General features: G+C 72.7%; 22 protein-coding genes. 15 read left to right on the top strand and 7 right to left on the bottom strand.

The genetic code is table 11. The annotated features are described in order from the left end of the window. Positions 1 to 8: 8 nt before the first annotated feature. The gene (locus ACFYM0_RS09235) at positions 9 to 2390 is read left to right on the top strand and encodes a chitinase C-terminal domain-containing protein (RefSeq protein WP_388498401.1); all 2382 of its coding nucleotides are present in this window, start codon (positions 9 to 11) and stop codon (positions 2388 to 2390) included. Between the two features lie 183 nt (positions 2391 to 2573). On the opposite strand, the gene ACFYM0_RS09230 is transcribed toward ACFYM0_RS09235, so the two are convergent. Then, positions 2574 to 3752, bottom strand: a complete 1179-nt coding sequence (locus ACFYM0_RS09230; RefSeq protein ID WP_388498400.1) for an ROK family transcriptional regulator — start codon at positions 3750 to 3752, stop codon at positions 2574 to 2576. Positions 3753 to 3806: 54 nt separating this feature from the next. Between ACFYM0_RS09230 and ACFYM0_RS09225 the strand changes: the two genes are divergently transcribed. From ACFYM0_RS09225 to ACFYM0_RS09215, 3 genes are all read left to right on the top strand, one after another. Then, on the top strand, positions 3807 to 5024 hold the full coding sequence (locus tag ACFYM0_RS09225; RefSeq protein ID WP_388498398.1) for an MFS transporter: 1218 nt from the start codon (positions 3807 to 3809) through the stop codon (positions 5022 to 5024). Between the two features lie 82 nt (positions 5025 to 5106). Further along, on the top strand, positions 5107 to 6555 hold the full coding sequence (locus ACFYM0_RS09220; RefSeq protein ID WP_388498525.1) for a uracil-xanthine permease family protein: 1449 nt from the start codon (positions 5107 to 5109) through the stop codon (positions 6553 to 6555). 76 nt (positions 6556 to 6631) lie between these two features. Then, on the top strand, positions 6632 to 7282 hold the full coding sequence (locus tag ACFYM0_RS09215; RefSeq protein WP_388498396.1) for a DUF5995 family protein: 651 nt from the start codon (positions 6632 to 6634) through the stop codon (positions 7280 to 7282). A 179-nt stretch (positions 7283 to 7461) separates the two neighbouring features. Here the strand turns inward: ACFYM0_RS09215 and ACFYM0_RS09210 are convergent, their stop codons facing one another. From ACFYM0_RS09210 to ACFYM0_RS09195, 4 genes are all read right to left on the bottom strand, one after another. Then, positions 7462 to 9159 (bottom strand): flavin monoamine oxidase family protein, encoded by a 1698-nt coding sequence (locus tag ACFYM0_RS09210; protein ID WP_388498394.1) that lies wholly within the window; start codon positions 9157 to 9159, stop codon positions 7462 to 7464. A 105-nt stretch (positions 9160 to 9264) separates the two neighbouring features. Further along, complete coding sequence (locus ACFYM0_RS09205) at positions 9265 to 10065, bottom strand: carbon-nitrogen hydrolase family protein (protein WP_388498392.1); 801 nt, start codon at positions 10063 to 10065, stop codon at positions 9265 to 9267. Between the two features lie 177 nt (positions 10066 to 10242). Beyond that, the gene (locus ACFYM0_RS09200) at positions 10243 to 10803 is read right to left on the bottom strand and encodes a hypothetical protein (protein WP_388498390.1); all 561 of its coding nucleotides are present in this window, start codon (positions 10801 to 10803) and stop codon (positions 10243 to 10245) included. 48 nt (positions 10804 to 10851) lie between these two features. Further along, entirely contained in the window at positions 10852 to 10980 is a 129-nt protein-coding gene (locus ACFYM0_RS09195) for a hypothetical protein (RefSeq protein WP_388498388.1), read from the bottom strand. A gap of 133 nt (positions 10981 to 11113) precedes the next feature. Here ACFYM0_RS09195 and ACFYM0_RS09190 point away from each other — a divergent pair, with 133 nt between their 5' ends. From ACFYM0_RS09190 to ACFYM0_RS09165, 6 genes are all read left to right on the top strand, one after another. Next, positions 11114 to 11821 (top strand): GNAT family N-acetyltransferase, encoded by a 708-nt coding sequence (locus tag ACFYM0_RS09190; protein ID WP_388498386.1) that lies wholly within the window; start codon positions 11114 to 11116, stop codon positions 11819 to 11821. A gap of 92 nt (positions 11822 to 11913) precedes the next feature. Next, on the top strand, positions 11914 to 12024 hold the full coding sequence (locus tag ACFYM0_RS09185) for a putative leader peptide (RefSeq protein ID WP_327251714.1): 111 nt from the start codon (positions 11914 to 11916) through the stop codon (positions 12022 to 12024). Positions 12025 to 12093: 69 nt separating this feature from the next. Further along, a complete protein-coding gene (locus tag ACFYM0_RS09180) occupies positions 12094 to 13299 on the top strand; it encodes an LLM class flavin-dependent oxidoreductase (RefSeq protein WP_388498384.1) in 1206 nt (401 codons plus the stop codon). A gap of 26 nt (positions 13300 to 13325) precedes the next feature. Beyond that, positions 13326 to 14693 carry an NtaA/DmoA family FMN-dependent monooxygenase gene (locus ACFYM0_RS09175; protein WP_388498382.1) on the top strand — a complete coding sequence of 456 codons (1368 nt, stop codon included), beginning with the start codon at positions 13326 to 13328 and terminating at the stop codon, positions 14691 to 14693. Between the two features lie 69 nt (positions 14694 to 14762). Further along, positions 14763 to 15908, top strand: a complete 1146-nt coding sequence (locus ACFYM0_RS09170) for an LLM class flavin-dependent oxidoreductase (RefSeq protein ID WP_388498379.1) — start codon at positions 14763 to 14765, stop codon at positions 15906 to 15908. A gap of 164 nt (positions 15909 to 16072) precedes the next feature. Beyond that, positions 16073 to 16516: a WhiB family transcriptional regulator gene (locus tag ACFYM0_RS09165; RefSeq protein WP_388498377.1), complete on the top strand. Its 444-nt coding sequence runs from the start codon at positions 16073 to 16075 to the stop codon at positions 16514 to 16516. Here ACFYM0_RS09165 and ACFYM0_RS09160 read toward each other — a convergent pair. Both ACFYM0_RS09160 and ACFYM0_RS09155 read right to left on the bottom strand, forming a co-directional pair. Then, positions 16494 to 16949, bottom strand: a complete 456-nt coding sequence (locus ACFYM0_RS09160; RefSeq protein WP_243334460.1) for an Lrp/AsnC family transcriptional regulator — start codon at positions 16947 to 16949, stop codon at positions 16494 to 16496. The genes ACFYM0_RS09165 and ACFYM0_RS09160 overlap by 23 nt on opposite strands. A 10-nt stretch (positions 16950 to 16959) precedes the next feature. Next, positions 16960 to 18438: an amino acid permease gene (locus ACFYM0_RS09155; protein WP_388498374.1), complete on the bottom strand. Its 1479-nt coding sequence runs from the start codon at positions 18436 to 18438 to the stop codon at positions 16960 to 16962. Positions 18439 to 18748: 310 nt separating this feature from the next. Between ACFYM0_RS09155 and ACFYM0_RS09150 the strand changes: the two genes are divergently transcribed. The 5 genes from ACFYM0_RS09150 (at position 18749) to ACFYM0_RS09130 (ending at position 23973) form a co-directional block, all read left to right on the top strand. Further along, entirely contained in the window at positions 18749 to 19873 is a 1125-nt protein-coding gene (locus tag ACFYM0_RS09150; protein WP_388498372.1) for an LLM class flavin-dependent oxidoreductase, read from the top strand. Beyond that, on the top strand, positions 19870 to 20715 hold the full coding sequence (locus ACFYM0_RS09145) for an SDR family NAD(P)-dependent oxidoreductase (protein ID WP_388498370.1): 846 nt from the start codon (positions 19870 to 19872) through the stop codon (positions 20713 to 20715). The genes ACFYM0_RS09150 and ACFYM0_RS09145 overlap by 4 nt, the downstream gene beginning before the upstream one ends. After that, a complete protein-coding gene (locus ACFYM0_RS09140; protein WP_388498368.1) occupies positions 20712 to 21791 on the top strand; it encodes a GDSL-type esterase/lipase family protein in 1080 nt (359 codons plus the stop codon). Before ACFYM0_RS09145 ends, ACFYM0_RS09140 begins: the two co-directional genes overlap by 4 nt. 139 nt (positions 21792 to 21930) lie before the next feature. Then, on the top strand, positions 21931 to 22893 hold the full coding sequence (locus ACFYM0_RS09135; RefSeq protein ID WP_388498523.1) for an SCO0930 family lipoprotein: 963 nt from the start codon (positions 21931 to 21933) through the stop codon (positions 22891 to 22893). Positions 22894 to 23070: 177 nt separating this feature from the next. Next, positions 23071 to 23973: a LytR/AlgR family response regulator transcription factor gene (locus ACFYM0_RS09130; RefSeq protein WP_388498366.1), complete on the top strand. Its 903-nt coding sequence runs from the start codon at positions 23071 to 23073 to the stop codon at positions 23971 to 23973. Positions 23974 to 24132: the final 159 nt, after the last annotated feature.

Genomic DNA, 24132 nt, shown 5'->3' with positions numbered 1-24132 from the left:
GAGGCACAATGCTGTCCCCCACCAAGACGAGGGCCATGCTCCTGACGTCCGGCGCCGCAATCGCCGGGCTTCTGGTCGCGGGGCTCTCGGCGGGCGTCTCGCACGCCGCCGACAACGAGTCCTGTCGCCCCGACGGTCTGTACAAGACCGCGGGCGTGGACGTCCCGTACTGCTCGGTCTACGACACCGAGGGCCGCGAGAAGATGGGCGCCGACCACCAGCGCCGCGTCATCGGCTACTTCACGGGCTGGCGCACGGGCAAGGACGGCACGCCCGCCTACCTGCCCAACAACATCCCGTGGTCCAAGGTCACGCACCTGAACTACGCCTTCGCCCACGTCGACGGCAACAACAAGATCTCGGTCGGCTCGGACAACGCGAACAACTCCGCCACCGGGATGACCTGGCCGGGCGTCGCGGGTGCCGAAATGGACCCCGCTCTCCCTTACAAGGGCAATTTCAACCTTCTGAACAAATTCAAGAAGCAGTACCCGAACGTCAAGACGCTGATCTCGGTCGGCGGCTGGGCCGAGACCGGCGGCTACTTCGGCGACGACGGCAACCGCGTCGCGTCGGGCGGCTTCTACTCGATGGCCACCAACGCCGACGGCTCGGTCAACCAGGCCGGCATCAACACCTTCGCGGACTCCTCGGTCGAGTTCATCCGCAAGTACGGGTTCAACGGCGTCGACATCGACTACGAGTACCCGACCACCATGAAGGACGCGGGCAACCCGCTGGACTGGCAGCTGTCCAACGCCCGCCGGGCCGGGCTGGTCCAGGGCTACGACGTCCTGATGAAGTCCCTGCGCGAGAAGCTCGACAAGGCCGGCGCCGCCGACGGAAAGCACTACCTGCTGACCGTCGCCGCCCCCTCCTCGGGCTACCTGCTGCGCGGCATGGAGACCTTCCAGATGCAGAAGTATCTGGACTACGTCAACATCATGTCCTACGACCTGCACGGCGCCTGGAACGAGTACGTCGGCCCCAACGCCTCGCTCTTCGACGACGGCAAGGACGCCGAGCTGGCCGCCGCCAACGTCTACGGCAGCTCGCAGTACGGCGGCATCGGCTACCTCAACACCGACTGGGCCTACCACTACTTCCGCGGCTCCATGCCGGCGGGCCGCATCAACATCGGCCTGCCCTACTACACCCGCGGCTTCAAGAACGTCCAGGGCGGCACCGACGGCCTGTGGGGCAAGGCGGCAGCGACCACCTGCCCGGCCGGCGCGGGTCTGACCAAGTGCGGTGACGGCGCGGTCGGCATCGACAACCTGTGGCACGACAAGGACACCAACGGGGTCGAGTCCCCCGCCGGTTCCAACCCGATGTGGCACGCCAAGAACCTCGAGAAGGGGATCGTCGGCGACTACGTCACCACGTACGGCTTCCCGGCGAACACCACGCTGACCGGCACCTACGTCCGCAAGTACGACGCGAACCTGGTCGCCCCGTGGCTGTGGAACGCGCAGAAGAAGGTCTTCCTCTCCACCGAGGACGAGCAGTCGGTGGCGGCCAAGGCCGACTACGTGGTCAACCGCGGCATCGGCGGCACCATGGTCTGGGAGATGGCCGGCGACTACGGCTGGAACGCCGCGAAGGGCCAGTACGAGATCGGCGACACGCTGACCTCCGTGATGTACGACAAGTTCAAGGCCGCCTCCCCGTACGGCTCCAAGAAGTCCAACACCGCGCTGCCGACGCAGGCCGTGGACATCAAGACGGAGTTCAACGAGTTCAAGCTCGGCGACTCCAACTACCCGATCACCCCGAAGCTCAAGATCACCAACAACACGAACGCGACGCTTCCGGGCGGCACGGAGTTCCAGTTCGACTACTCGACGGCGGCTCCGGCCAACGCCTCCGACCAGTCGGGCTTCGGCACCAAGGTGATCAAGAGCGACCACACCGGCAGCAACGTCGGCGGCCTGAAGGGCGACTTCCACCGGGCCTCGCTGAAGCTCCCGGCGTGGCAGACGCTCGCCCCGGGCGCCTCGGTCGACCTGGCCTTCAACTACTACCTGCCGGTCTCCACGCCTTCCAACTGGACGGTGAACATCTCCGGCACGACGTACGCCCTCGCCGGTGACCTGGCGCGCGGCACCACGGTGGTCCAGCCGGGCAGCACCACTCCGCCCACGACCCCGCCGACCACGCCGCCCACCACCCCGCCGACGACTCCCCCGACCACGCCGCCGACCACCCCGCCCACGACCCCTCCGGGCGGCACGTGCACCAACCCCGCGTACGTGGCGGGCACGGTCTACAACAGCGGCAACGTCGTCTCGCACCAGGGCCGCAACTGGAAGGCCCAGTGGTGGACGCAGAACGAGACGCCCGGCACCACGGGCGAGTGGGGCGTCTGGAAGGACCAGGGCGCCTGCTGACGGCCCGCGCGGTGACCGCGTAGGCGAAGAGATGTGAGGACCCGGTGGCCCGGCGGCCACCGGGTTCTCGCGTTCCCCGGCAGGGTTCCCGGCCGCTCGCGGGGGCGGCCGAGGGCAGCCGGGTCCGGTGGTGAAGGAGCCTGAGGCCACAGCCCCCGGGCCGTGACCCTCAGGCCGTGACCCTCAGGCCGTGAACAGGACGGACTGCGCCGACTCGCGGGCGGCGAGCCGCGCCCCCGTGAGCACCGCCGGGTCGCCGAGGGTGCTGGCGCGGACCTCGGTCGGGACCGGGCTCAGGGCGGTGAGGCGGCGGGCGACCAGGGCCGCCAGGGCGGGTCCGCCCGCGCGGCCGAGTTCCCCGCCGAGCACGACGCAGCCGGGGTCCAGGATCGCGGCGACGGCCGCCGCCCCCAGGGCCAGCCGGTCGGCCAGGGCCTCGAGGAAGGCAGGTCCGGCGGCGCCCGCGACGGCCTCCTCCACCGGCCCGTCGAAGCCGTGGGCCGCGGCGAGCGCGGTCACCCCGGCCCGCCCGGCCAGCTCGTGGAAGCCGCCCTCGCAGTTGGTGGCCGACGGGAGGCCGCCCGTACCCGGCACCGGCAGGAAGCCGATCTCGCCCGCTCCGCCGGAGGCGCCCCGGCGCAGCCGCCCGTCCAGGACCACCGCGGCGCCGGCCCCTTCGCCGAGCCAGAGCAGCACGAAGGACTCCAGGTCCCGGGCCGCACCGACGCGCTGCTCGGCCAGGGCCGCCAGGTTGGTCTCGTTCTCCACCACGACCACCGCCGGCAGCCGCCGCTGCAGCGCCGCCACCAGGTCCCGGTGCCAGGCGGGCAGTCCGGCGCTGTCGCGGAGCTCTCCGGTACCCGGGGCCACCAGCCCGGGCGCTCCGATCACCACCGTGTGCAGCCGGTCGGCGCCCGCCTCCCGGGCGAGCTCCTCCAGCCGGTCCACCGCTTCCTCCACGGCGTCCACGGGCAGGGCCGCCTGCGCCAGCGGCCGGCCGAGGAGGTCGGCGACGACCGCGGTGGCGCTGTCCGTCCGTACGTCGAGCGCCGCGAGGTAGGCCCGCCGCGCCACGATCCCGTAGAGCTTGGCGTTGGGTCCGCGCCGCTGTTCGCCGGATTCCCCGACGACCTCGATCAGCCCGGCGCCGGTGAGGCGCTCCACCAGGTCGGCGACGGAGGGCCGGGACAGGCCGGTCAGCTCCTTGAGCTGGGGGGCCGTCAGGGGGCCCTCCTCCTGCAGGAGCCGGAGGGCGAGCCGGTCGTTGATGGCCCGGGCCGTGCTCGGCGAGGCGGGGGAAGGGGCGGGGGACGCGGCGCGGGTGGTGGCGGTCAGGGCCTTGGCAGGAGTCACGGCGCCCATCCTAGGAGTTCCGGGGGCTAACTATCAGGCAGGGTCCCTGATAGTTTACTGGTCATGACCGGGGAAACCGACCTCAGCCCGGCGCGACTGCGCCATGCCCGCTTCGCCATCGCCGGCGTCTTCTGCGCACACGGCGCGGTCACCGGCTCCTTCGCCACCCGCATCCCCTGGATCCAGGACCACGCGCAGCTCAGCGCGGGCACCCTGGGCCTGGCCCTCGCCTTCCCCGCGCTCGGCGCGGCGCTCACGATGCCGCTGGCCGGCCGCATCAACCACCGGTTCGGCGCGCGCACCGCCCTGCGGATGCTGCTGAGCCTGTGGACGCTCGCCCTCATTCTCCCGAGCCTCGCCCCGAACCTGTGGACGCTCTGCTTCGTGCTCTTCGTCTACGGGGCCACCGCCGGCATGTCGGACGTGGCGATGAACGCGCTGGGCGTGGAGACCGAGAACCGGCTGAAGCGATCGATCATGTCCTCACTGCACGGCATGTGGAGCGTCGGCGCCCTGATCGGCTCGGCCGCCGGTACGGTCGCCGCGCACGCCGGCGCCGATGCCCGCCTGCACCACCTGGTCGCCGCGCTCGCCCTGACGCTGGCCGGGCTGATCGCCGTACGGGGCGTGCTGGACCTGCGCACCGACACCGGCGGGGAGGAGGCTCCGCCACACTTCGCGCTGCCCCCGAAGTCCGCGCTGTTCATCGGCGCGATCGGCTTCTGCGCGGTCTTCGCGGAGGGCGCCAGCCTGGACTGGTCCGCGGTCTACCTGCGGGACGTCCTGCACACCGACGCCGGGCTCGCGGCCGCCTCGACCACCGCCTTCGCGCTGACGATGGCGCTCGCCCGGCTCGCCGGGGACAAGGTCGTGGACCGCTTCGGCGCCGTACGTACGGTCCGCGCGGGCGGCGCACTGGCGACCGTGGGCGGGCTGCTCGTGGTCACGGTCCACCATCCGGCCGCGGCTCTGGCCGGGTTCGGGCTGATCGGGCTCGGCATCGCCGTGGTGGTCCCGCTGGCCTTCGCGGCGGCCGCGCGCAGCGGTCCGGCCCCGGCGCAGGCCATCGCCGGTGTCGCGACGATCACGTACACCTCGGGGCTGATCGCCCCGTCGGCGATCGGCGCGGTGGCCGACGCGACCTCTCTGGTGGTGTCGTTCGGGCTGGTCACGCTGCTGTCGTTCGCGCTGATCGCGGGGGCGACCGTACTGCGGCAGCGGCCGGTGGCGGCGGGGGCCTCGACCGCCAACCGGGACGAACCTGCAGCTATCCGGCCGTAATATGTCGCCTGGTCACCCGCGTCCTCGTAGCGTGACCACGCTCCTGGCGAACGACGAAGAACGAACGAAAAGCGGGTGGAACATGGGCCTCGGCGTGCGCTGGACCCTGCACGGAGACGGGCGGACCCCCGCCCCCGGCGCGGTGGTGCGGCCGGACGAGCGGCTGTCGTGGCCGCGGACCGCCGGGCTGGGCGCCCAGCACGTCGTGGCGATGTTCGGGGCGAGCTTCGTGGCACCGGTCCTGATGGGACTGGACCCGAACCTCGCCATCATGATGTCCGGTGTCGCCACCGTCATCTTCCTGCTGGCGACCCGCGGCCGGGTCCCCTCCTATCTGGGCTGCTCGCTCTCCTTCGTGGGGGTCGCGGCCGCGATCCGGGCGAGCGGCGGGGACAGCGCGGTCGTCACGGGCGCGGTCTTCGTGGTCGGCGCGGCGCTGTTCCTGGCGGGGCTCGCGGTCCAGCGGTTCGGGGCGCGGATCATCCACGCGGCGATGCCGCCGGTGGTGACGGGCGCGGTCGTGATGCTGATCGGCTTCAACCTGGCGCCCGTGACGGCCTCCACGTACTGGCCGCAGGACCAGTGGACGGCCCTGCTGACCATGCTGTTCACCGGGCTGGCCGTGGTCTGCCTGCGGGGCTTCTGGTCGCGGATCGCGATCTTCCTCGGCCTGCTCTTCGGGTACGGCATCTCCTGGATCTTCGACCTCGCCTTCGGCAAGATCCACTCGACGGTGGGCGGCCCCGAGGCGGTGGACCACTGGCGGCTCGACCTGTCGGGAGTGGCCAGGGCCGACTGGATCGGGCTGCCCACCTTCCACGCACCGGCCTTCGAGTGGTCGGCGATCCTGATCGCGCTGCCGGTGGTCATCGCACTGATCGCGGAGAACGCCGGGCACATCAAGGCCGTCGGTGAGATGACCGGCGACTCGCTCGACGACAAGCTCGGCACGGCCATCGCGGCCGACGGCGCCGCGTCGATGCTCTCCACCGCGGTCGGCGGCCCGCCGAACACCACGTACTCCGAGAACATCGGCGTGATGGCCGCCACCCGCGTCTACTCCACGGCGGCCTACTGGGCTGCGGCCGGCTTCGCCCTCCTCTTCGGCCTGTGCCCGAAGTTCGGCGCGGTCGTCGCCGCGATCCCCGGCGGGGTGCTGGGCGGGATCACCGTGATCCTGTACGGCATGATCGGCCTGCTCGGCGCGCAGATCTGGATCAACGGCCGGGTGGACCTGCGCAATCCGCTGAACCTGGTGCCGGCCGCGGCGGGCATCATCATCGGTGTCGGCGGGGTCGAGCTCAACATCAGCGACAGCTTCGAGCTGGGCGGGATCGCGCTCGGCACGATCGTCGTGATCACGGGCTACCACGCACTGCGGTACTTCGCGCCGGCACACCTGAAGCAGCAGGAACCGCTGCTGGACTCGGGAACGTCCGCGTACGACGCCACGGCCGATGGCGCGGCCGACGGGACCGCGGGCGGGGCGGCCGGGAGCGCCGCCGGGGAGCCCGGGGACAAGCGGGGTTGACGGAGTTTCGCCCGAACCGGCGAAGCGTACGGCCAAGTTCCCCTGATCCCGGCCCGGGGCTGCGACGCTGCCTCCCATGGTCCCCATGGAAGCGGTGCTGGCGCGGATGCGCGCCCTGGACGAGCGGCTCCCCGAGCGGGACGGCGTCGCCGTCTTCAACCGGGTGTACCTCACGGTGACGCAGACCCTGCACGAGGGGATCGCGCACGGCGCGTTCCCCTCGCCCCGCCGGGCGGAAGCGCTCAGCGTCCGCTTCGCCGAGCGCTACCTGACCGCGGTCGAGGCCGACCGGGCCCCGGCGTGCTGGCGGCCGCTCCTCCAGTACCGCCGCCACCCCGGGATCCGGCCGCTGCAGCACGCGCTGGCCGGGATCAACGCGCACATCGGCCACGACCTGGCGCTGGCGGTGGTCGCCACCTGCCGCTCGCTCGACTGCGAACCGGCCGCGCTCGAAGCGGACTTCGACCGGGTCGGTGACACCCTGGTCTCCCTGGAGGAGCACATCCGGGAGGACCTGATGCCGGGCCCGGACCTGCTCGAGATCGCGGACCCGCTCACGCACCTCCTCGGCGCCTGGAGCCTGGAACGGGCCCGCGCGGGAGCATGGGCCTCGGCCCGGCTGCTGTGGTCGCTGCGCCGCTCCCCCGATTTGGCGGAGGAGTTCACCGAGTCCCTCGACGCGGGCGTCGGCCTGGTCGGCCGCTGCCTCCTGACGCCTACGGGGTGACCCCGCTTCGCGGAGCCGTGCGTACCGTCGCCGGCACAGCAAGGAGCCCCCGACGCGCCCTTCGCCCTTCCCCGGGGGCCGGGGCGGCGCCGGCCGGGGTCCGGACATGAGCACGGGCCGCCCCCGCGCTCGCGCGCGCGGGGGCGGCCCGTGGGTACGGGGCCGGAGGGCCGGTGGGGTCAGTCCTCCGGGAGTTCGACCGGGGCTATCTCGTCGTAGACGTCGCCCGGGCCGGGGTTGGTGGCGTCGGTGGCGCCGCCGAGGTGGTGCATGACGCCCCAGACCGCGTTGAGGGCCGTCTGGACCGCGCCCTCCGCCCAGCCCGCCGTCCAGGAGATGTCGTCTCCCGCGAGGAAGATGCCGCGCTTGTCGTCGGGGAGGCGGTCCTGCATGAAGTGGGTGAACAGGCGGCGCTGGTAGCGGTAGTGACCCGGCAGGTTGGCCTTGAACGCGCCCATGAAGTAGGGCTCGTTCTCCCAGGACACGGTCACCGGGTTGCCGATGATGTGGCGGCGGATGTCGACCTTCGGGTAGATCTCGCCCAGGGACTTCAGCATGACCTCCATCCGCTCGTTCGCGGACAGCGGCAGCCACTTCAGGCTGTCGTCGCACCAGGTGTAGGACAGGCAGATGACGGCCGGCTTGTCGGGGCCGTTGTCGAGGAGGTACGTGCCGCGGGTCATGCGGTCGGTCAGGGTCATCGACATGACGTCGCGGCCCGTTTCCTCGTCCTTGTCCAGCCAGAAGGGGCGGTCGACCGGGATGAAGAGCTTGCTGGACTCCATGTAGTGGGTGCGCTCGATCGCCGTCCAGTGGTCGATCGGGAAGAGCGTGTCGTCGCACGCGATCTTCGACAGGAGCATCCAGGACTGGGCCGTGAAGATCGCGGCGCGGTACGTGCGGATGTCCCCGGAGGCGTCCGTGACCGTGATGCGGTTGCCCGCCGTGCGGTGCAGGCGGGTGACCGCCGGGCGCGGGGTGCCCTCGTGCAGGGAGGAGAGGGAGGTGCCCTGGGCCCAGTGCACGATCTTCTCGGGCGCGCGGTCCCACATGCGCAGCGGGAGCTGCTGCGAGCCGCCCACGATGCCGCGGTGGTGGTCGTCGGCCTCGGTGTAGACGACGCGCAGGATCTCGAGGATCGAGTTCGGGAAGTCGGTGTCCCAGCCGCCGGTGCCGAAGCCGACCTGGCCGAAGATCTCGCGCTTGCGGAAGGACTTGAAGGCCTCGGACTTGCAGAGGAACCCGTAGAAGGTCTCGTCGTCGAGCTTCTCGACGAGCTTCGCCCAGATCTCCCGGATGCGCGGGACGTCCCGCTCGCGCATCGCGGTGTTCATGTCGGAGAAGTCGGCGCCCTCGTCCAGGCAGGCGTTCCACGCGGCGGACACGTCGCGGTAGACCTGCGGGAGGTCGGCGATGGTCTCGGCGTAGTGGGTCTCGCCCTTGAGGTCGACCACCGTCGAGGGGGTGGCCTCGGCGAGCGGGTTCGGGAAGGGCTCGGTGACCAGGCCGACGAGGTCGATGTAGTGCTGCAGGGCCGTGGAGGACGGCGGGAAGCGCATGGCGCCCATCTCCGCGGTCAGCTCCTCGGTGCCCGCGCCCTCGAAGCCCACCGTGCGCAGCCGGCCGCCGATCTGGTCGGCCTCGTAGACGACGGGCTTGAGGCCCATCTTCATCAGCTCGTAGGCGGAGATGATGCCGGACAGCCCGCCGCCGATGACGGCGACCTCCGTGCCGTGCTCGGTCGCCGGTATCTGGCCGAGGCCCGCCGGGTGGGCGAGGAAGTCGTCGTACGCGTAGGGGAAGTCCGGTCCGAACATCGTGATCGGCATCGTGCCGTCGCTGTGCGGGACGGCGGTGGTGGGCACCGTGGACGTCATGGGGTACGACTCCTAGCGGGGTGGGGCAGGGGGGAAGGGCAAGCTGGGGGGGGGAACTGCGGTTCGCGGGGCCTCGGTCAGCGGGGCCTCGGTCAGCGGCCGCCGTCAGACGAGCGAGGCGTACAGACCGGGGCGGCGGTCGCGCAGGTACGGGTTGGTCTCGCGCGAGACGCGCAGCAGCTCGGGGTCGGCCTCGCCGAACACCAGCTCCTCGCCGCGGCCGGCCCTGGTCCGGGTGACCCCGTCGGGACTGGCCAGGCAGCTGAGGCCGACGAACTCGAACTCGCCTTCCGGGCCGGTGCGGTTGACGTACGCGATGTACATCTGGTTCTCGAAGGCCCGTACGGGGACCAGCTGTTCGGCGACGAACTGGAAGGGGTGCATCTGTGCGGTCGGCACCAGGAGGAGGTCGGTGCCGGCGAGCGCGTGCGCCCGGACGTTCTCGGGGAACTCCACGTCGTAGCAGATCATGATGCCGACGCGGAGGCCGCCGAGGTCCGCCTGGACCACCGGGGTGTCGCCGGGGGTGAAGGCCGCCTGCTCGAAGCAGCCGAAGAGGTGGGTCTTGCGGTAGTTCGCGAGCCGCTCCCCGTCGGGGCCGACGAGCTGGGCCGCGTTGTAGACGGCGTCCCCGTCCCGCTCGGGGTAGCCGTAGAGCACGGCCAGTCCGTGCCGGCGGGCGATCTCGCCGATGGCGCGGGCGGACATGCCGTCGGCCGGTTCCGCGAGCCGGGCGATGTCCTCGATCTCCAGCGCGTAGCCGGTCAGGAACATCTCCGAGGTCACGAGGAGCCCGGCCCCCGCCTGTGCGGCGCGTGCCGCGGCCTCTTCGAGCGCCTTCAGGTTGTCGGCGGTGTCGCCGAGCCGTCCGGAGCTCTGGAGGAGGGCGGTGCGCAGCGGGGGCATGGGCGTACCTCTGTGGCAGGAGGGGTGGGGGTCCTCAAACGGTACGTTCGCGCGTTCGACCGGGACAAGCCGTGACCGTTGCGCGCCGCGCATCGATTCGTTGCGTATCGGCGGGCGGAAGCGGCGATTCGTTGCGCGAGGCCCCTGCCGGCGGTCCTAAGGCCCGTTTCGAGGGTTCTACGAGGCCGGGCGGAAGGCCGGGTGCACGCTCAGCCTGCGCAGGTCCTCCAGGATGTCGGGAGCGTGGTTGGAGACCACCCGGCCGCTCCAGCCGTCGCAGAGGGCGGGGACGGTGAGCGTGCCGTCGTGATCGTGCCCGGCGGCCTCGTAGGCCCGGCGGAGCGCGTCGTGCCCCGCGGGGTCGGAGCCGGGCCGCAGGACGGTCAGGGCCACGGTGTCCCGCAGGCCCAGGTCGGCGAAGGCGGCGGTGACGCCGAGGCAGCTCGGACAGTCGTCGGCGGCGACGTAGAGCCGGTACCGGTGCGGGACCGGCGAGAAGCCGGTGCCGATCCGGCCGCGGAGGGCCTTGGGCGGCCGGGACGGATCGGGTGCCGGGACACGTGCCTGGTCAGGGGCCTGGACCCCGACGGGGACACAGGTCTGCGCGGGGGCCTGGACGGTGACCGCGGCGACCGGGACACCGGTCTGCGCGGGGAGCGGGGAACCGGTCTGGGCCGGGACCGGGACACAGGTCTGGGCAGGTGCCTGGACATGGGTCTGGACATGGGTCTGGGGCATGGCTCTCCTCTGTCTGCGTGCATGCGTGCGTGTGCGCCGGGCGGGGCCTCAGGAGGCCGGGGCCGTGGCACTGCAGACGCGGAGGAGGTCGATGTGCAGCCTGCGGGTGAGCCAGGAGCGGCGCAGCGGGGGGCGGCTCGGCGGGGTGGCGGGGGATGGTGCGGTGAGCTGGTCCACCGGTTTCCCCCTCCTGTCCGCGACCCCCATTAGGCTGTCGTTCGCAGTCTCACGGCACCACCAGGGACCGTCAAGACCGCCTGCAAGAGTCGCTGCGGAAGTACCCGCGCCCTACGGAAGGAAGCTCCCGCCCATGTCCCGTGCGTCCCGGTCCGGTGCGGTCCTCGACAATCCCGTCTGGGCCGCTCTCGACGGCCCGCACCGGGGCTTCGCCGATATCGGTCCCGCCGGGCTCGCGGCCAAGTACGCGGCCGGCGTATCTCCCTTCGCCGCCCTCGCCGACCCGGAGGATCCGCGGGCCTGGGCGGATCTGGCCGAGCTCGTCGGCCCCGGCCGGGAGGTCTGGGTGACCGGACTGCCGACCCCGCCCCCGGGCTGGGAGACCCTGCTGTCGATACCGGGCGTACAGCTGGACGGCCGGGCGGTACGGGGCAAGGAGGATCCGGAGGCGGTCGTGCTGGGGCCCGCCGACGTGCCCGAGATGCTGGAGCTGGTCGAGCTGACCCGGCCCGGCCCGTTCGGGGAGCGCACCGTCGAGCTGGGCACGTACCTCGGGATCCGCCGCGGCGGCCGGCTCGTCGCGATGTCGGGCGAGCGGATGCGGCCGCCGGGCTGGTCGGAGATCAGCGCCGTGTGCACGCACCCCGATCACCGGGGCGAAGGGCTCGCCGGGCGGCTGGTCCGCGCGGTCGCGGCCGCCGTGGAGGAGCGCGGGGACACCCCGTTCCTGCACGCCGCGGCGCAGAACACCTCGGCCGTGGGGCTGTACCTCTCGATGGGGTTCACCCTGCGCCGCGAGCCGCTCTTCATCGGGGTTCGCACGCCCGACACGAAGCATTAACACGGATTGACATTCCATCCGTTGTGGCCCGGTCCCCGCTGATCTAGCGTCGGAAGAACGACCGGAGCACGAGGTGAAAGGGGTGGCCCGGCATGACCGTACGAACCGCCGGTGACGCCCTCACCCCGCGCCGCCGCGTCCGTCTGCACTCCCGCGCGCACATCGACCTCCTGCGCGTCGCCGGTTCCCTCTGTCGTTCCTGATCAGCGTTCCGCGTTCCGCGATCCGATGCGTTCTTCGCCGCGCCGCCCCGATCAGGAGGCCGTTCCGTCATGCCCGTGCACCCTTCCCCCTCCCACTCCCCCGGCTCCGCTCCCGGCCCCGCGCTCCACCTCGCCGTGGCCCTCGACGGGGCGGGCTGGCATCCCGCCGCCTGGCGCGAACCGGGGGCTGACGCAGACCGGTTGTTCACGGCCGGCTACTGGGCCGCGCTCGTCTCCGAGGCCGAGGCCGGGCTGCTGGACTTCGTCACCTTCGAGGACTCGCTGAGTCTGCAGTCCACCGATCCGGCCGGGCCCGACGGCCGTACCGATCTGGTGCGGGGCCGGCTCGACGCGGTGCTGGTCGCCGCCCGGGTGGCGCCGCTGAGCCGGCACATCGGGCTGGTGCCGAGCGTGGTGGCCACCCACACCGAGCCCTTCCACGTCTCCAAGGCGCTCGCCACCCTGGACTACGTGAGCCGGGGGCGCGCCGGGCTGCGCATCCAGATCTCCGAACGACCGGACGAGGTGGGTCACTTCGGGCGGCGCACGGCGCCCCTGGACCCGGCCGAGCTGTACGGGGAGGCCGCCGATCACGTCGAGGTGGTGCGGCGGCTGTGGGACAGCTGGGAGGACGACGCCGAGATCCGCGACGCGGCCACCGGACGGTTCGTCGACCGCGCCAAGCTGCACTACATCGACTTCGAGGGCCCCCGTTTCAGCGTGAAGGGCCCGTCCATCACCCCCCGGCCGCCCCAGGGCCTGCCCCCGGTCAGCGCGCTGGCCTCCGACGTCGCCGTGTACCCCTTCCTCGCGCGGTCGGCCGACATCGGCTACGTGGCCGCTCGGGATGCCGGAGAGGTCCGGGCCGCCGTCGCCGCGCTCGCCGGCACCCCGCACGTGTTCGGCGAGCTGACGGTCTTCCTCGACGAGCAGCCGGCGACGGCGGAGCGCCGGCTCCAGCGGCTGGACGCCGCGCACGGGGCCGCGTACACGAGTGATGCCCGCGTTTTCGCGGGGACCCCGGCGGACCTCGCGGACCTGCTGCTGGAGTGGCGGGAGGCCGGGCTGACCGGCTTCCGGCTGCGGCCGGGGGTGCTCGCCCACGACCTGCCGGCGATCACCCGCGGCCTGGTCCCGGAGCTCCAGCGGCGCGGCGCGTTCCGGCGGTCCTACGAGGCCTCCTCGCTCCGCGGCCTGCTGGGACTGGCGCGCCCGGCGAGCCGGTACGCCGCCGCCCCGGCGGCTCCCGCCGCCACCGCTTCCCCCGCCGCCTGATCCCCCAGGAAGGACCGACAGCAGCCATGAGCAAGCCGCTCAAGCAGATCCATCTCGCGGCGCACTTCCCGGGGGTCAACAGCACCACCGTGTGGAGCGACCCGGCCGCCGGGAGCCAGATCGACTTCGATTCCTTCGTCCATTTCGCGCGGACCGCCGAGCGCGCGAAGTTCGACTTCCTCTTCCTCGCCGAGGGCCTGCGCCTGCGCGAACAGGGCGGTGAGATCTACGATCTGGACGTGGTCGGCCGCCCCGACACCTTCACCGTGCTGGCCGCGCTCGCCGCCGTCACCGAGCACCTCGGGCTGGCCGGCACCATCAACTCCACCTTCAACGAACCGTATGAGGTGGCCCGCCAGTTCGCTTCCCTCGACCACCTCTCGGGGGGCCGGGCCGCGTGGAACGTGGTCACCTCCTGGGACGCCTTCACCGGGGAGAACTTCCGGCGCGGCGGGTTCCTGCCGCGCGAGGAACGCTACGAGCGGGCACGGGAGTTCCTGGACACCGCCGGCGAACTGTTCGACGCGTGGGACGGCGGCGAGATCCTCGCCGACGCGGTCTCCGGGGAGTTCCTGCGGGACGCTTCCCCCGGCGCCTTCGCCCACCGCGGCAAGCAGTTCGACATCTCCGGGCACTTCAACGTGCCGCGCAGCCCCCAGGGACGGCCGGTGATCTTCCAGGCGGGCGATTCGGACGAGGGGCGGGAGTTCGCGGCGGCCGCCGCGGACGCCATCTTCGGCCGGTACGGCACGCTGGAGGAGGGCCGCGCCTTCTACGCGGACGTCAAGGGTCGCCTCGGCCGGTACGGGCGCACCCCCGACGAGCTGAAGATCCTGCCGGCGGCGACCTTCGTGCTCGGCGACACCGACGCCGAGGCGCAGGAACTGGCCCGCGAGGTGCGGCTCCAGCAGGTCAGCGGGGCGACCGCGATCAAGCGCCTGGAGCACGTGTGGAACCGGGACCTGTCGGGCTACGACCCGGACGGGCCGCTGCCCGACGTCGATCCGGTACCCGGGGAGAACACCATCGCGCTGGGCCGGGCGAGCGTGCGCATGCACCGGGATCCGGTGGCCGTGGCCCGTGAGTGGCGGGAGCGGGCCGCGGCCGGGGGGCTGTCGATCCGGGAGCTGGTGATCGAGACGACGGAGCGGCAGTCCTTCGTCGGCTCGCCCCTCACCGTCGCCCAGGGCATCGACGCCCTGGTCCAGGCGGACGCGGCCGACGGCTTCATCCTGGTCCCGCACCTGACCCCCGGCGGGCTCGACGCCTTCGCGGACACCGTCGTCCCGCTGCTCCAGGAGCGCGGGGTGTTCCGCCGCGAGTACACCGGCCGGACGCTGCGCGACCACCTCGGGCTGGCGGCGCCGCGGGCGCTCGCACCCGCGCGCGGCTGACCGCGCGCTGCCGGCCCTCTCAGGACCCGATCCGAAGCCCGTCCCACAGAAGACAGAAGGGGGAACACCGTGCCCGGTATCCCGCTCGGGGTCCTCGACCTCGTCCCGATCCCGTCCGGCTCCACGGCGGCCGAGGCCCTGCGCGGCAGCGTGGACCTGGCCCGGCAGGCCGAGCGGTTCGGCTACGCCCGCTACTGGTTCGCCGAGCACCACCTGAATCCGGGCGTCGCGGGGACCTCGCCCGCCGTCGTGCTGGCGCTGACCGCCTCGGCCACCTCGACGATCCGGATCGGCTCGGGGGCGGTTCAGCTCGGGCACCGCACGGCCTTGTCCACGGTCGAGGAGTTCGGCCTGCTGGACGCGGTGCACCCGGGGCGGATCGACCTGGGTCTGGGGCGTTCGGCGGGCGGCCCTCCGGCTCGCCGTGCCGGGGCCGAGCCGCCGGTGGCGTACACGACGGCGAACGGCCTGCGCATACCGAAGCCGTTCTCCTTCGCCCACCTGCGCGATCATCCGCGGATCGCGCTCCAGCAGCGGCTGCTGCAGCTGCCGGGGGCCACTGCGCAGGAGTACTCCGAGCAAGTGGGCGACGTACTGGCCCTGTTGCGCGGGGAGTACCGCTCGCCGGACGGGGTGGAGGCGCATGCCGTGCCCGGGGAGGGTGCCGAGGTCCAGGTGTGGGTGCTGGGCAGCAGCGCGGGTGTGAGCGCGGAGACGGCCGGCGCGAACGGGCTGCGGTTCGCGGCCAATTACCACGTCAGCCCGGCGAGCGTGCTGGACGCCGCCGATGCCTACCGGGCGGCCTTCAAGCCCTCGGCCGGGCCGGGCGGGCTGGACCGGCCGCATCTGACGGTGTCCGCCGATGTCGTGGTGGCCCCGGACGACGCCGAGGCCCGGGAGCTGGCCACCGGGTACGCGCCCTGGGTGCACGGCATCCGGACCGGCGAGGGCGCGATCCCCTTCCCGTCGCCCGAGGAGGCCCGTGCGCTGACCCGGGGCTGGTCGGAGGCGGACCACGAGCTGGTCGGGGACCGGGTGGAGACGCAGTTCGCCGGTTCACCGGCCACGGTCGCCGACCAGCTGGAGCGGCTGCGGGAGGCAACCGGCGCGGACGAGCTGCTGATCACCACGATCACGCACGGGCACGCCGACCGGGTGCGCTCGTACCGGCTGCTGGCCGGGGAATGGGCCCGCCGGGGTCATCTGCACTGGTAGGTGCGGGGGGCGCGGCAGGGCGCGCGGCCAGGCGGGGGCAGGCGCGGGATCCGGGGATGCGGGGATGCGGGATCCGGGGATGTGGTCCGCGGCGGTTTGGTGCGGAGCGGAGCGGTCACACGCGAAGGAGACCGTCCGGCGACCGCAGCGCGAAAGGAACCGTCATGACCCACAGGGCCTCCAGGGCCGCCACGACCTCTGCGCCCCCCGCGCCCCCGACTCCCCGGATCTCGGCCGGTGCCGCCCGGCTGCCCGGTCCTGCCTCCCACCACTGGCAGTGGCAACTGCGCGCAGCCTGCCGTGCACTCGGCTCGAACCGGTTCTTCCATCCGGCGGGCGAGCGGGGCGAGGACCGGGAGGAGCGCGACGCGGCGGCGAAGCGGGTCTGTGCCGGCTGCCCGGTGCGCGAGGCCTGCCTGGAGCACGCCCTGCGCACGCGGGAGCCGTACGGGGTGTGGGGCGGCCTGACCGAGGAGGAGCGCCGCGCGCTGCTCGTCCGCTCCCGCAGGACCGGCAGGGGCCCGGCCGCCGCTGCGGCAGCGCCGGCCACCGCACCGGACGGACGGAGCGGGCCGAGCGGGCCCGCTACGCGGGCGCGCCGGAAGTGAAACGGCGCAGGAGCGGGGAGAGGACGAGCACGGACTTGGTGCGCTCCACGAAGGGCTCGCCCGCGATCCGCTCCAGGACCCGCTCGAAGTGCCGCATGTCGGAGGCGAAGATCTGGACGAGGGCGTCCGCGTCGCCGGTGACGGTCGACGCGGACACCACCTCGGGGTAGCGCTCCAGCCCTCGCCGGATGTCGTCCGGCGAGGTGTTGTGGCGGCAGTACATCTCGATGAAGCCCTCGGTCTCCCAGCCCATCGAGGCGGGGTCCACGCGGACGGTGAAGCCGGTGATGGCTCCTTCGGCGCGCAGCCGGTCCACACGGCGTTTGACGGCGGGAGCCGAGAGTCCGACCTCGGAGCCGATGTCCGCGAAGGAGCGGCGGGCGTCTTTGGCCAGGGCGTGGACGATGCGTTCGTCGAGATCGTTCAGTCGCACTACGGGTGGATCACTTCTCTGCTGCGGCCGGTTCTGCTGCGGCCAGTCGGGAGCGGCGGATGCCGTAGAGGAAGTAGACCACGAGGCCAACGGCCATCCAGCCACCGAAGACCTGCCAGGTGACGGCGTCGAGGCTCCACATCACCCAGCCGCAGGCGATGAAGCCGAGGACCGGCGTGAGCGGGAACAGGGCCACCTTGAAGGTGCGGGGCATGTCCGGGCGGGTGAAGCGCAGAATGATGACAGCCACGTTGACCAGGCCGAAGGCGAAGAGGGTGCCGATGCTGGTGGCGTCGGCCAGCTTGCCGAGCGGGATGGTGGCGGCGAGGAGTCCGCAGAAGAGGCCGACGATCACCACGTTCGCGCGGGGGACGCCGGTGCGTGCGTTGACCTTGCCGAAGGCCTTGGGTACGAGGCCGTCGCGGGACATCGCGAAGAGGATGCGGGTCTGCCCGTAGAGCACGGCGAAGACGACCGAGGCGATGGCGACGACGGCGCCCGCTGCGAGGACGACGCCCCAGACGCTGTGGCCGGTGACGTCGGTCATGATCTGGGCGAGCGCGGCCTCGGTGCCCTCGAAGTCCTGCCACGGCATGGCGCCGACGGCGACGAAGGCCACGAGGACGTAGAGCACCGTCACGATCAGCAGCGAGAGCATGATCGCGCGGGGCAGGTCGCGCTTGGGGTTCTTGGCTTCCTCACCGGCGGTGGAGGCGGCGTCGAAGCCGATGTAGGAGAAGAAGAGGGTGCCGGCCGCGGCGGTGATGCCCTCCCGGCCGAGCGGGTTGAAGTTCGAGTAGTTGCCGGACTTGATGCCCATGGCGCCGACGCCGATGAAGAGCAGCAGCGTGACGATCTTCACGCCGACCATGATCGAGTTGATCCGGGCGCTCTCCTTGGCTCCGCGCATGAGGAAGACCATGGCGAGCAGGACCACGACGAGCGCCGGCAGGTTGATGAAGCCGCCCTCGCCCAGCGGGGCGGACACGCTCTCGGGGATCTTGACGCCTATCGTCCCGTCGAGGAACTCGTTGAGGTACTCGCCCCAGCCGACCGCGACCGCCGCGACGGAGACCCCGTACTCCAGGATCAGGCACCAGCCGCAGACCCAGGCGACGAGCTCGCCCATGGTGGCGTAGGCGTACGAGTACGAGGATCCGGAGACCGGTACCGACCCGGCCAGCTCCGCGTAGGAGAGGGCCGAGAACAGGGCCGTCAGGCCGGCGATGACGAAGGAGATCGTGACGGCGGGGCCGGCCTTGGGGGCCGCCTCCCCGAGGACCACGAAGATGCCGGTGCCCAGGGTCGCGCCGATGCTGATCATGGTCAGCTGCCACATGGTGAGCGAGCGGCGCAGGGAGCCGCCCTCGCCCTGGCCGCCCTCGGCGACCAGCTGCTCCACCGGCTTGCGGCGCAGGAGCGGGTGGGCGGGCTTGCGCGGCGCCTCGGGGGCGGGAGCGAGCGGTGGCGCCTGGCCGTGGTCGAGCACGAGGGGACTCCTTTGTCACTGCGGGTGGGGTTGTCAGGCGTCGACCGCAGCGGTCCGGAGCAGGAGCAGGCCGGGAAGGCCTGGACATGGGGGACCGCCGAGCAGGCGGTCCACGCCACTCCACGTACAGCGAGTGAGCCTACGAGCTGAGTGATACCGCCCGTAATGCACCATCCTTGCACATTGGCGACTGATCGTTGCGCGGATCTGTCCTAGATGGTCCTTTGTTGCGCGAGGATGATCGATCAGTGCGCAACCGATCCCGACCGTCATTCTTGACACTTCGTCAGATCTGCCGCAGCGTGCCGCCATGGACCTGGACGTGCTCTACGAGATCGACGTGCCGCGGCCCTGGCGGGGATCCCACCCGCACGGCCAGCGGGCCGCCGAGCAGCGCGCTTACCGCGAGGCGGTGGAGCAGATCCGGCTCGCCGACCGGATGGGCTTCCGTACCGTCTGGGCGGTCGAACACCACTTCCGCGAGGGCCGCTCGCACTGCCCGGCCCCCGAGGTCCTCCTCGGACACCTGGCCGGGCTCACCGAGCGGATCCGGCTGGGCTTCGGCGTGACCCTGACCCCCTTCGCCTTCACCCCGCCGCAGCGCATCGCCGAGAAGGTCGCCACTGTCGACGTGCTCTCCGGCGGCCGGGTGGAATGGGGGACCGGCCGGTCCACGCCCATGGAGCAGGCGGCCTTCGGGGTGGACCGGGAGAAATCCCGCGACGACTGGCGCGAGGCCATCGAGATCGTGACCGGAATGTGGCGCGAGGAGTACTTCGCCTACGAATCCCCCCGCTTCAGCTTCCCGCGCCGCATGGTCACCCCGAAGCCGGTCCAGGATCCCCACCCGCCCGCCTGGATGGCGGCCACCTCCCCCGGCTCCGCGGAGGTCGCGGGCGCGCACGGCCTCGGGCTGCTCTCCTTCTCGATCATGCAGCCGCTGGAGGCGATGGCCGCCCAGGTCTCCGCCTACCGGGCGGCGGCCGCCGCCCCGCGCCCGCTCACCGACGTCACCACGGACCGGGTCGCCGCCTACACCCTGGTCCACGCCACCGGGCCGCGCGCCGAGCCGGGTCCCCGGGTCTGGGACTCGGTCGCCTGGTGGTACTCCAACCTCGCGCGGTTCACGCTGGAGTGGGAGCTGCCGCACCTGAGCCCCGAGGAACGGGAGCGGACCTTCCCCCTGCTCACACCGATCCTCGAAGGGAACGTGCCCGTACGAGAGTTCAGCGACGGGGACATGATCCTCATCGGGGACGCGGAGACGATCGTCACCAAGGCCAAGCGGTACGCGGACCTCGGCGTCGACCAGCTCATCTGCTATGTCCAGTGGGGTTACCTGGAGCACCGGGAGATCCTGCGCACCCTGGAGATCCTGGGCAAGGAAGTCATCCCGGAACTGGCCCGGTACACGCCCCGGAAGGCCTCCGCGTGAGCGAGGGCCCCGCCACGTCTCCCGTCCCCGACGGCTCCCCCGACACCTCGCCCGTCCCCGACTACGCCGCCCTGCACCGCCTCGACGGCCGCGCCCTCGTCCTGCTCGGCGCGGGCAACGGCATCGGCCGCCAGACCGCGCACGCACTGGCCGCGGGCGGCGCCCGCGTGCTGTGCGTCGACGTGGACGAGGAGCGGGCCCGGGCGGTCGCCGCCGAGACCGGGGGCGTCCCGTACTCCGCCGACGTCACGCGCCGCGAGGCCGTGCGGGAGCTCTTCGCCGCGGCCCCGGAGCTGCTCGGCGGCCGCCCGGTCGGCGGGGTCGTCGACATCGTCGGCATGGCCCGGTACGCCGCCCTGCCCGAGCTGGACGACTCCGCCTGGGACTGGCACTTCGACCTGGTGCTGCGACACGCCTGGCTGGCCGTCCAGTACGGCGGCGAGGCCGTCGCCGCGGCCGGCGGCGGACCTCTGGTCTTCGTCGCCTCCGTCTCCGGGCTCACCGCGGCCCCGCTGCACGCCGCCTACGGGGCCGCGAAGGCCGGCCTGATGTCCTTGGTGCGCTCGGCGGCGGTAGAGCTGGGCCCGCGCGGGGTACGGGTCAACGCGGTGGCACCGGGGGTGGTGTGGACCCCGCGGGTCGCCGCACTGCTGGGGCCCGAGGGGCGTCGGCTCAACGCGGAGAACGCTCCGCTGGGCCGGGTCGCGGAGACCCGGGACATCGCGGCCGCACTGTACTTCCTGGCTTCGCCGCAGTCCTCGTACATGACGGGCCAGACGCTGGTCGTGGACGGCGGCGTCGGCGTGAAGTTCCCGTACCCGACGGTCGGAGGCGCACGATGAGCACACGGGAAGCCGGACCGGACGCGATCACGACCACGGCCACAAGCACGGCCACGAGCACGGACTACGGCAGCGACGGCAACGGGCCGTGGCTGGACCCCGGCCCCTTCCTGCGCGGTGTGGCCTGGCTGGACGGGGGACGTCCCGTGCGGGCCGACCCGGCCGACACCATGCGGCTGCCCTGGGACACCGGCGAGCGGGCCACCCTGCCCATCGGGGTGCGCCTGGAGTTCACCGCGCCCGGCACCCGGGCAGTGGAGATCCACTACCGGGCGACCGTGCCCGGCCCCACCGACGCGCTCCGCGACCTCGCGCACGGCTTCGCCCTGTGGGACCGGCACGGGGTGGTCGGCGAGCTGTACACCGAGCCGGCCGCCGAGGCCGTCGTACGGCTCGAACTGCCCCTCGGATCAGGACCGTTCACCATCCATCCGCCCGAGACCCAGTCCCCGCTCATCCTCGGCCTGCGCGGGATCGGCGGCCCGCTCGCCCCCGCGCCCCCCACCACCCGATGGGTGGTGCACGGCGACTCCATCACCGAGGGCTGGTGGTCCACCCGGCCCGCGCACGGCTGGCCCTCGGTGGCCGGACGGGCGCTCGGCTGGGACACCGTCAACCTCGGCTACGCGGGGGCCGCGCGCGGGGAACTGGCCTGCGCCGAGCAGCTCGCCGGACTCCCCGCAGACGTCCTCACCCTCGCCTTCGGCACCAACTGCTGGTCCCGCGTGCCCTTTTCGGCACCGCTCCTGTACGAGACCACCCGCGCGTTCCTCGAGCTGGTCCGCCAAGGCCACCCCCGGACCCCGCTGCTCCTCCTCTCCCCCCTGCTGCGCCCCGACGCGGAGCGCACCCCGAACAAGCTGGGCGCCACCCTGGGCGCCCTGCGCGATGCGATGGAGCGCGCCACCAGGGAGCGGATCGCCGCCGGGGACGAGCGGCTGGTGCTACTGCCGGGGCGCGAAGTGCTGGGCCCCGAGCACTTGGCGGACGGCCTGCACCCCAACGACGCCGGACACCGCACGCTCGGCCTCGCTGTGGCCACGGCCATGAAGCGGGCCGGGTTCGACGCGGGGTGAGTGAAACAGCCCACATCGGAGGAATTGAACAGATCGGCTCCAACGGGGCGTGTCCTGATCACAGTTGCCGCCGCTCCACACCGCTCGAACGGATGGACGCGGCGGCGCAGGCAGGGACACACACGTGGGAGAGATCAAGATGGGCATCAAGCGCGGAACCACCCTGGCGGCCGTGGCGGTCGTCGTCGCACTCACCGCGACCGCGTGCGGCGGGAGCGACTCGGCGGGCGACACCGCCAAGCCGGCCGGAGCCGTCGCCGCTCCCTCCCAGGCCCCCTCCTCGGGCGACGGCTACGGCGACGGCTACGGATCCGGTTCGGGCTCCGGCGCGGACGCGGCCGGCGACGCGAAGCCCGCCGGCCAACTGGCCATCGCCCAGGACGAGAAGCTCGGCTCCGTCCTCGCCGACAGCGCGGGCTTCACCCTCTACCGCTTCGACAAGGACACCGCGAAGCCGTCGAAGTCCTCCTGCGACGGGGACTGCGCGAAGGTCTGGCCGGTGGTCGCGGCCGGCGACGCCACCGCCGCGGCGGGCATGGACCCGGCGCTGCTGGGCGAGGTGGTCCGTACCGACGGCAGCAAGCAGCTGACGGTGGCGGGCTGGCCCGTGTACCGGTACAGCAAGGACACCAAGGCGGGCGACACCAACGGGCAGGGCGTCGGCGGCACCTGGTTCGCGGCGGCCCCCGACGGCAAGAAGGCGGCGAAGGCTGCTCCCGCACCCGCCGGCGCGGGGCAGGCCTCAGGTGCGCTGACCGTGGCCAAGGACCCGAAGCTCGGCGACCACATCGTCGACGGCAACGGAATGACGGTCTACCGGTTCAAGCCGGACACCGCGTGGCCCATGGTCTCCAAGTGCGAGGGCGCCTGCGTGGCCAAGTGGCCGGTCGTGCCGCCTGTGGACCAGGCGAACGCCAAGGGGATCATCCAGAAGAACTACCTGGTGCTCGACCGCCCCGACGGCAAGAAGCAGCAGACGGTGAACTGCTGGCCCGTCTACACCTTCACCGGTGACAAGAAGGCCGGAGACACCAACGGGCAGGGCGTCGGCGGCACCTGGTACGCGGTCGCCCCCGACGGCAAGCTCATCACCGTCCAGTAGGACCGTCCCCCGAATCCCGTTCCCCGAGAACCGTCCCCTGATACCCGCCCGCCGAGAACCGTCCCCTCGGGACCGGCCCTCCGGACCACCCGACCGCGCGGCCCCCGCCTCCCCTCCCCCCGGGGCGGGGGCCGCGCACCGTTCCGCCCCGGCCGGGCGGAACCTAGACTCCGCATCATGCTGCGCGTACTGGCCGTCGACGACGAGAAGCCCCTGCTCGAAGAGCTCCTCTACCTGCTGCGCTCGGACCCCCGGGTGCTCAGCGCCGAGGGCGCCTCGGACGCCACCGAGGCGCTGCGCCGGATCAGCAGGGCGCTGGAGAGCGGCCCGGACGGGGCCGACGTCATCGACGTGGTCTTCCTCGACATCCACATGGCGGGGCTGACCGGGCTGGACATCGCCCGGCTGCTGGCCGGGTTCGCGCGGCCGCCGCTGATCGTGTTCGTCACCGCGCACGAGGGGTTCGCCGTACAGGCCTTCGACCTCAAGGCCGTGGACTACGTGCTGAAGCCCGTGCGCCCGGAGCGGCTGGCCGAGGCGGTGCGGCGGGCCTGCGCGCAGTCCGGACTGCCGGAGGAACGCCCGGCGGTGGCCGCCCCGGGGGCCGGGTCCGCGCCGGTGGTGCCGGTGGCCCGCCCGGCCTCCGCCGCGATCCCCGGGGGCCCGCCGGCCCCTGTGGCCCCTGTCCCCGCTGCCGCCTCGCCCGTTGCCGCCTCGCCCGCCGCCGCCCGCGGCGCGGACCGCGCGCCCGAGCAGATAGCCGTCGAGCTGGGCGGTGTGACCCGCTTCGTGGCGATCGCGGACATCGCGTACGTGGAGGCCCAGGGCGACTATGCCCGGCTGCACACCGACGAGGGCAGCCACCTGGTGCGCATTCCGTTGTCCACGCTGGAGGAGCGGTGGGCGGCACGCGGGTTCGTCCGCATTCACCGCCGCCACCTGGTCGCACTGGCCCGCATCGACGAACTGCGCCTGGACGCGGGCACCACCACGGTCCGGGTCGGCGCGGCCGAACTCCAGGTGAGCCGCAGACACACACGGGAGCTGAGGGACCTGCTGATGCGCCAGGCGATGGGCTGACCGCCCCGGTCCCGGGCACGGCCCCGAGCGGGCCCGGGCCGCGCCGACCGTCCGGCGCGGCGGCGCACCGTTCGCCGTGCGGGACGGCTCGTACGGCGAGCCGCCCGGGCCGTCGGCCGCAGCGGTGGCCGAACCGGCCGCCCGGGCGGACCCCCGCGG

The organism is Streptomyces sp. NPDC006487 (genome assembly GCF_042870555.1).
In the GTDB taxonomy this organism is placed as follows: Bacteria; Actinomycetota; Actinomycetes; order Streptomycetales; family Streptomycetaceae; genus Streptomyces.
This window is presented reverse-complemented; position numbering and strand designations above follow the sequence as displayed.

Bases quoted from the DNA above. Each gene is read 5' to 3' on its own strand.
- ACFYM0_RS09205 (WP_388498392.1), bottom strand. From the start codon at position 10,065: ATGCCCCCGCTGCGCACCGCCCTCCTCCAGAGCTCCGGACGGCTCGGC.
- ACFYM0_RS09215 (WP_388498396.1), top strand. From the start codon at position 6,632: ATGGTCCCCATGGAAGCGGTGCTGGCGCGGATGCGCGCCCTGGACGAG.
- ACFYM0_RS09230 (WP_388498400.1), bottom strand. From the start codon at position 3,752: ATGGGCGCCGTGACTCCTGCCAAGGCCCTGACCGCCACCACCCGCGCC.
- ACFYM0_RS09190 (WP_388498386.1), top strand. From the start codon at position 11,114: ATGTCCCGTGCGTCCCGGTCCGGTGCGGTCCTCGACAATCCCGTCTGG.
- ACFYM0_RS09140 (WP_388498368.1), top strand. From the start codon at position 20,712: ATGAGCACACGGGAAGCCGGACCGGACGCGATCACGACCACGGCCACA.
- ACFYM0_RS09235 (WP_388498401.1), top strand. From the start codon at position 9: ATGCTGTCCCCCACCAAGACGAGGGCCATGCTCCTGACGTCCGGCGCC.
- ACFYM0_RS09220 (WP_388498525.1), top strand. From the start codon at position 5,107: ATGGGCCTCGGCGTGCGCTGGACCCTGCACGGAGACGGGCGGACCCCC.
- ACFYM0_RS09130 (WP_388498366.1), top strand. From the start codon at position 23,071: ATGCTGCGCGTACTGGCCGTCGACGACGAGAAGCCCCTGCTCGAAGAG.
- ACFYM0_RS09225 (WP_388498398.1), top strand. From the start codon at position 3,807: ATGACCGGGGAAACCGACCTCAGCCCGGCGCGACTGCGCCATGCCCGC.
- ACFYM0_RS09185 (WP_327251714.1), top strand. From the start codon at position 11,914: ATGACCGTACGAACCGCCGGTGACGCCCTCACCCCGCGCCGCCGCGTC.
- ACFYM0_RS09165 (WP_388498377.1), top strand. From the start codon at position 16,073: ATGACCCACAGGGCCTCCAGGGCCGCCACGACCTCTGCGCCCCCCGCG.
- ACFYM0_RS09150 (WP_388498372.1), top strand. From the start codon at position 18,749: ATGGACCTGGACGTGCTCTACGAGATCGACGTGCCGCGGCCCTGGCGG.
- ACFYM0_RS09175 (WP_388498382.1), top strand. From the start codon at position 13,326: ATGAGCAAGCCGCTCAAGCAGATCCATCTCGCGGCGCACTTCCCGGGG.
- ACFYM0_RS09200 (WP_388498390.1), bottom strand. From the start codon at position 10,803: ATGCCCCAGACCCATGTCCAGACCCATGTCCAGGCACCTGCCCAGACC.
- ACFYM0_RS09135 (WP_388498523.1), top strand. From the start codon at position 21,931: ATGGGCATCAAGCGCGGAACCACCCTGGCGGCCGTGGCGGTCGTCGTC.
- ACFYM0_RS09210 (WP_388498394.1), bottom strand. From the start codon at position 9,159: ATGACGTCCACGGTGCCCACCACCGCCGTCCCGCACAGCGACGGCACG.
- ACFYM0_RS09180 (WP_388498384.1), top strand. From the start codon at position 12,094: ATGCCCGTGCACCCTTCCCCCTCCCACTCCCCCGGCTCCGCTCCCGGC.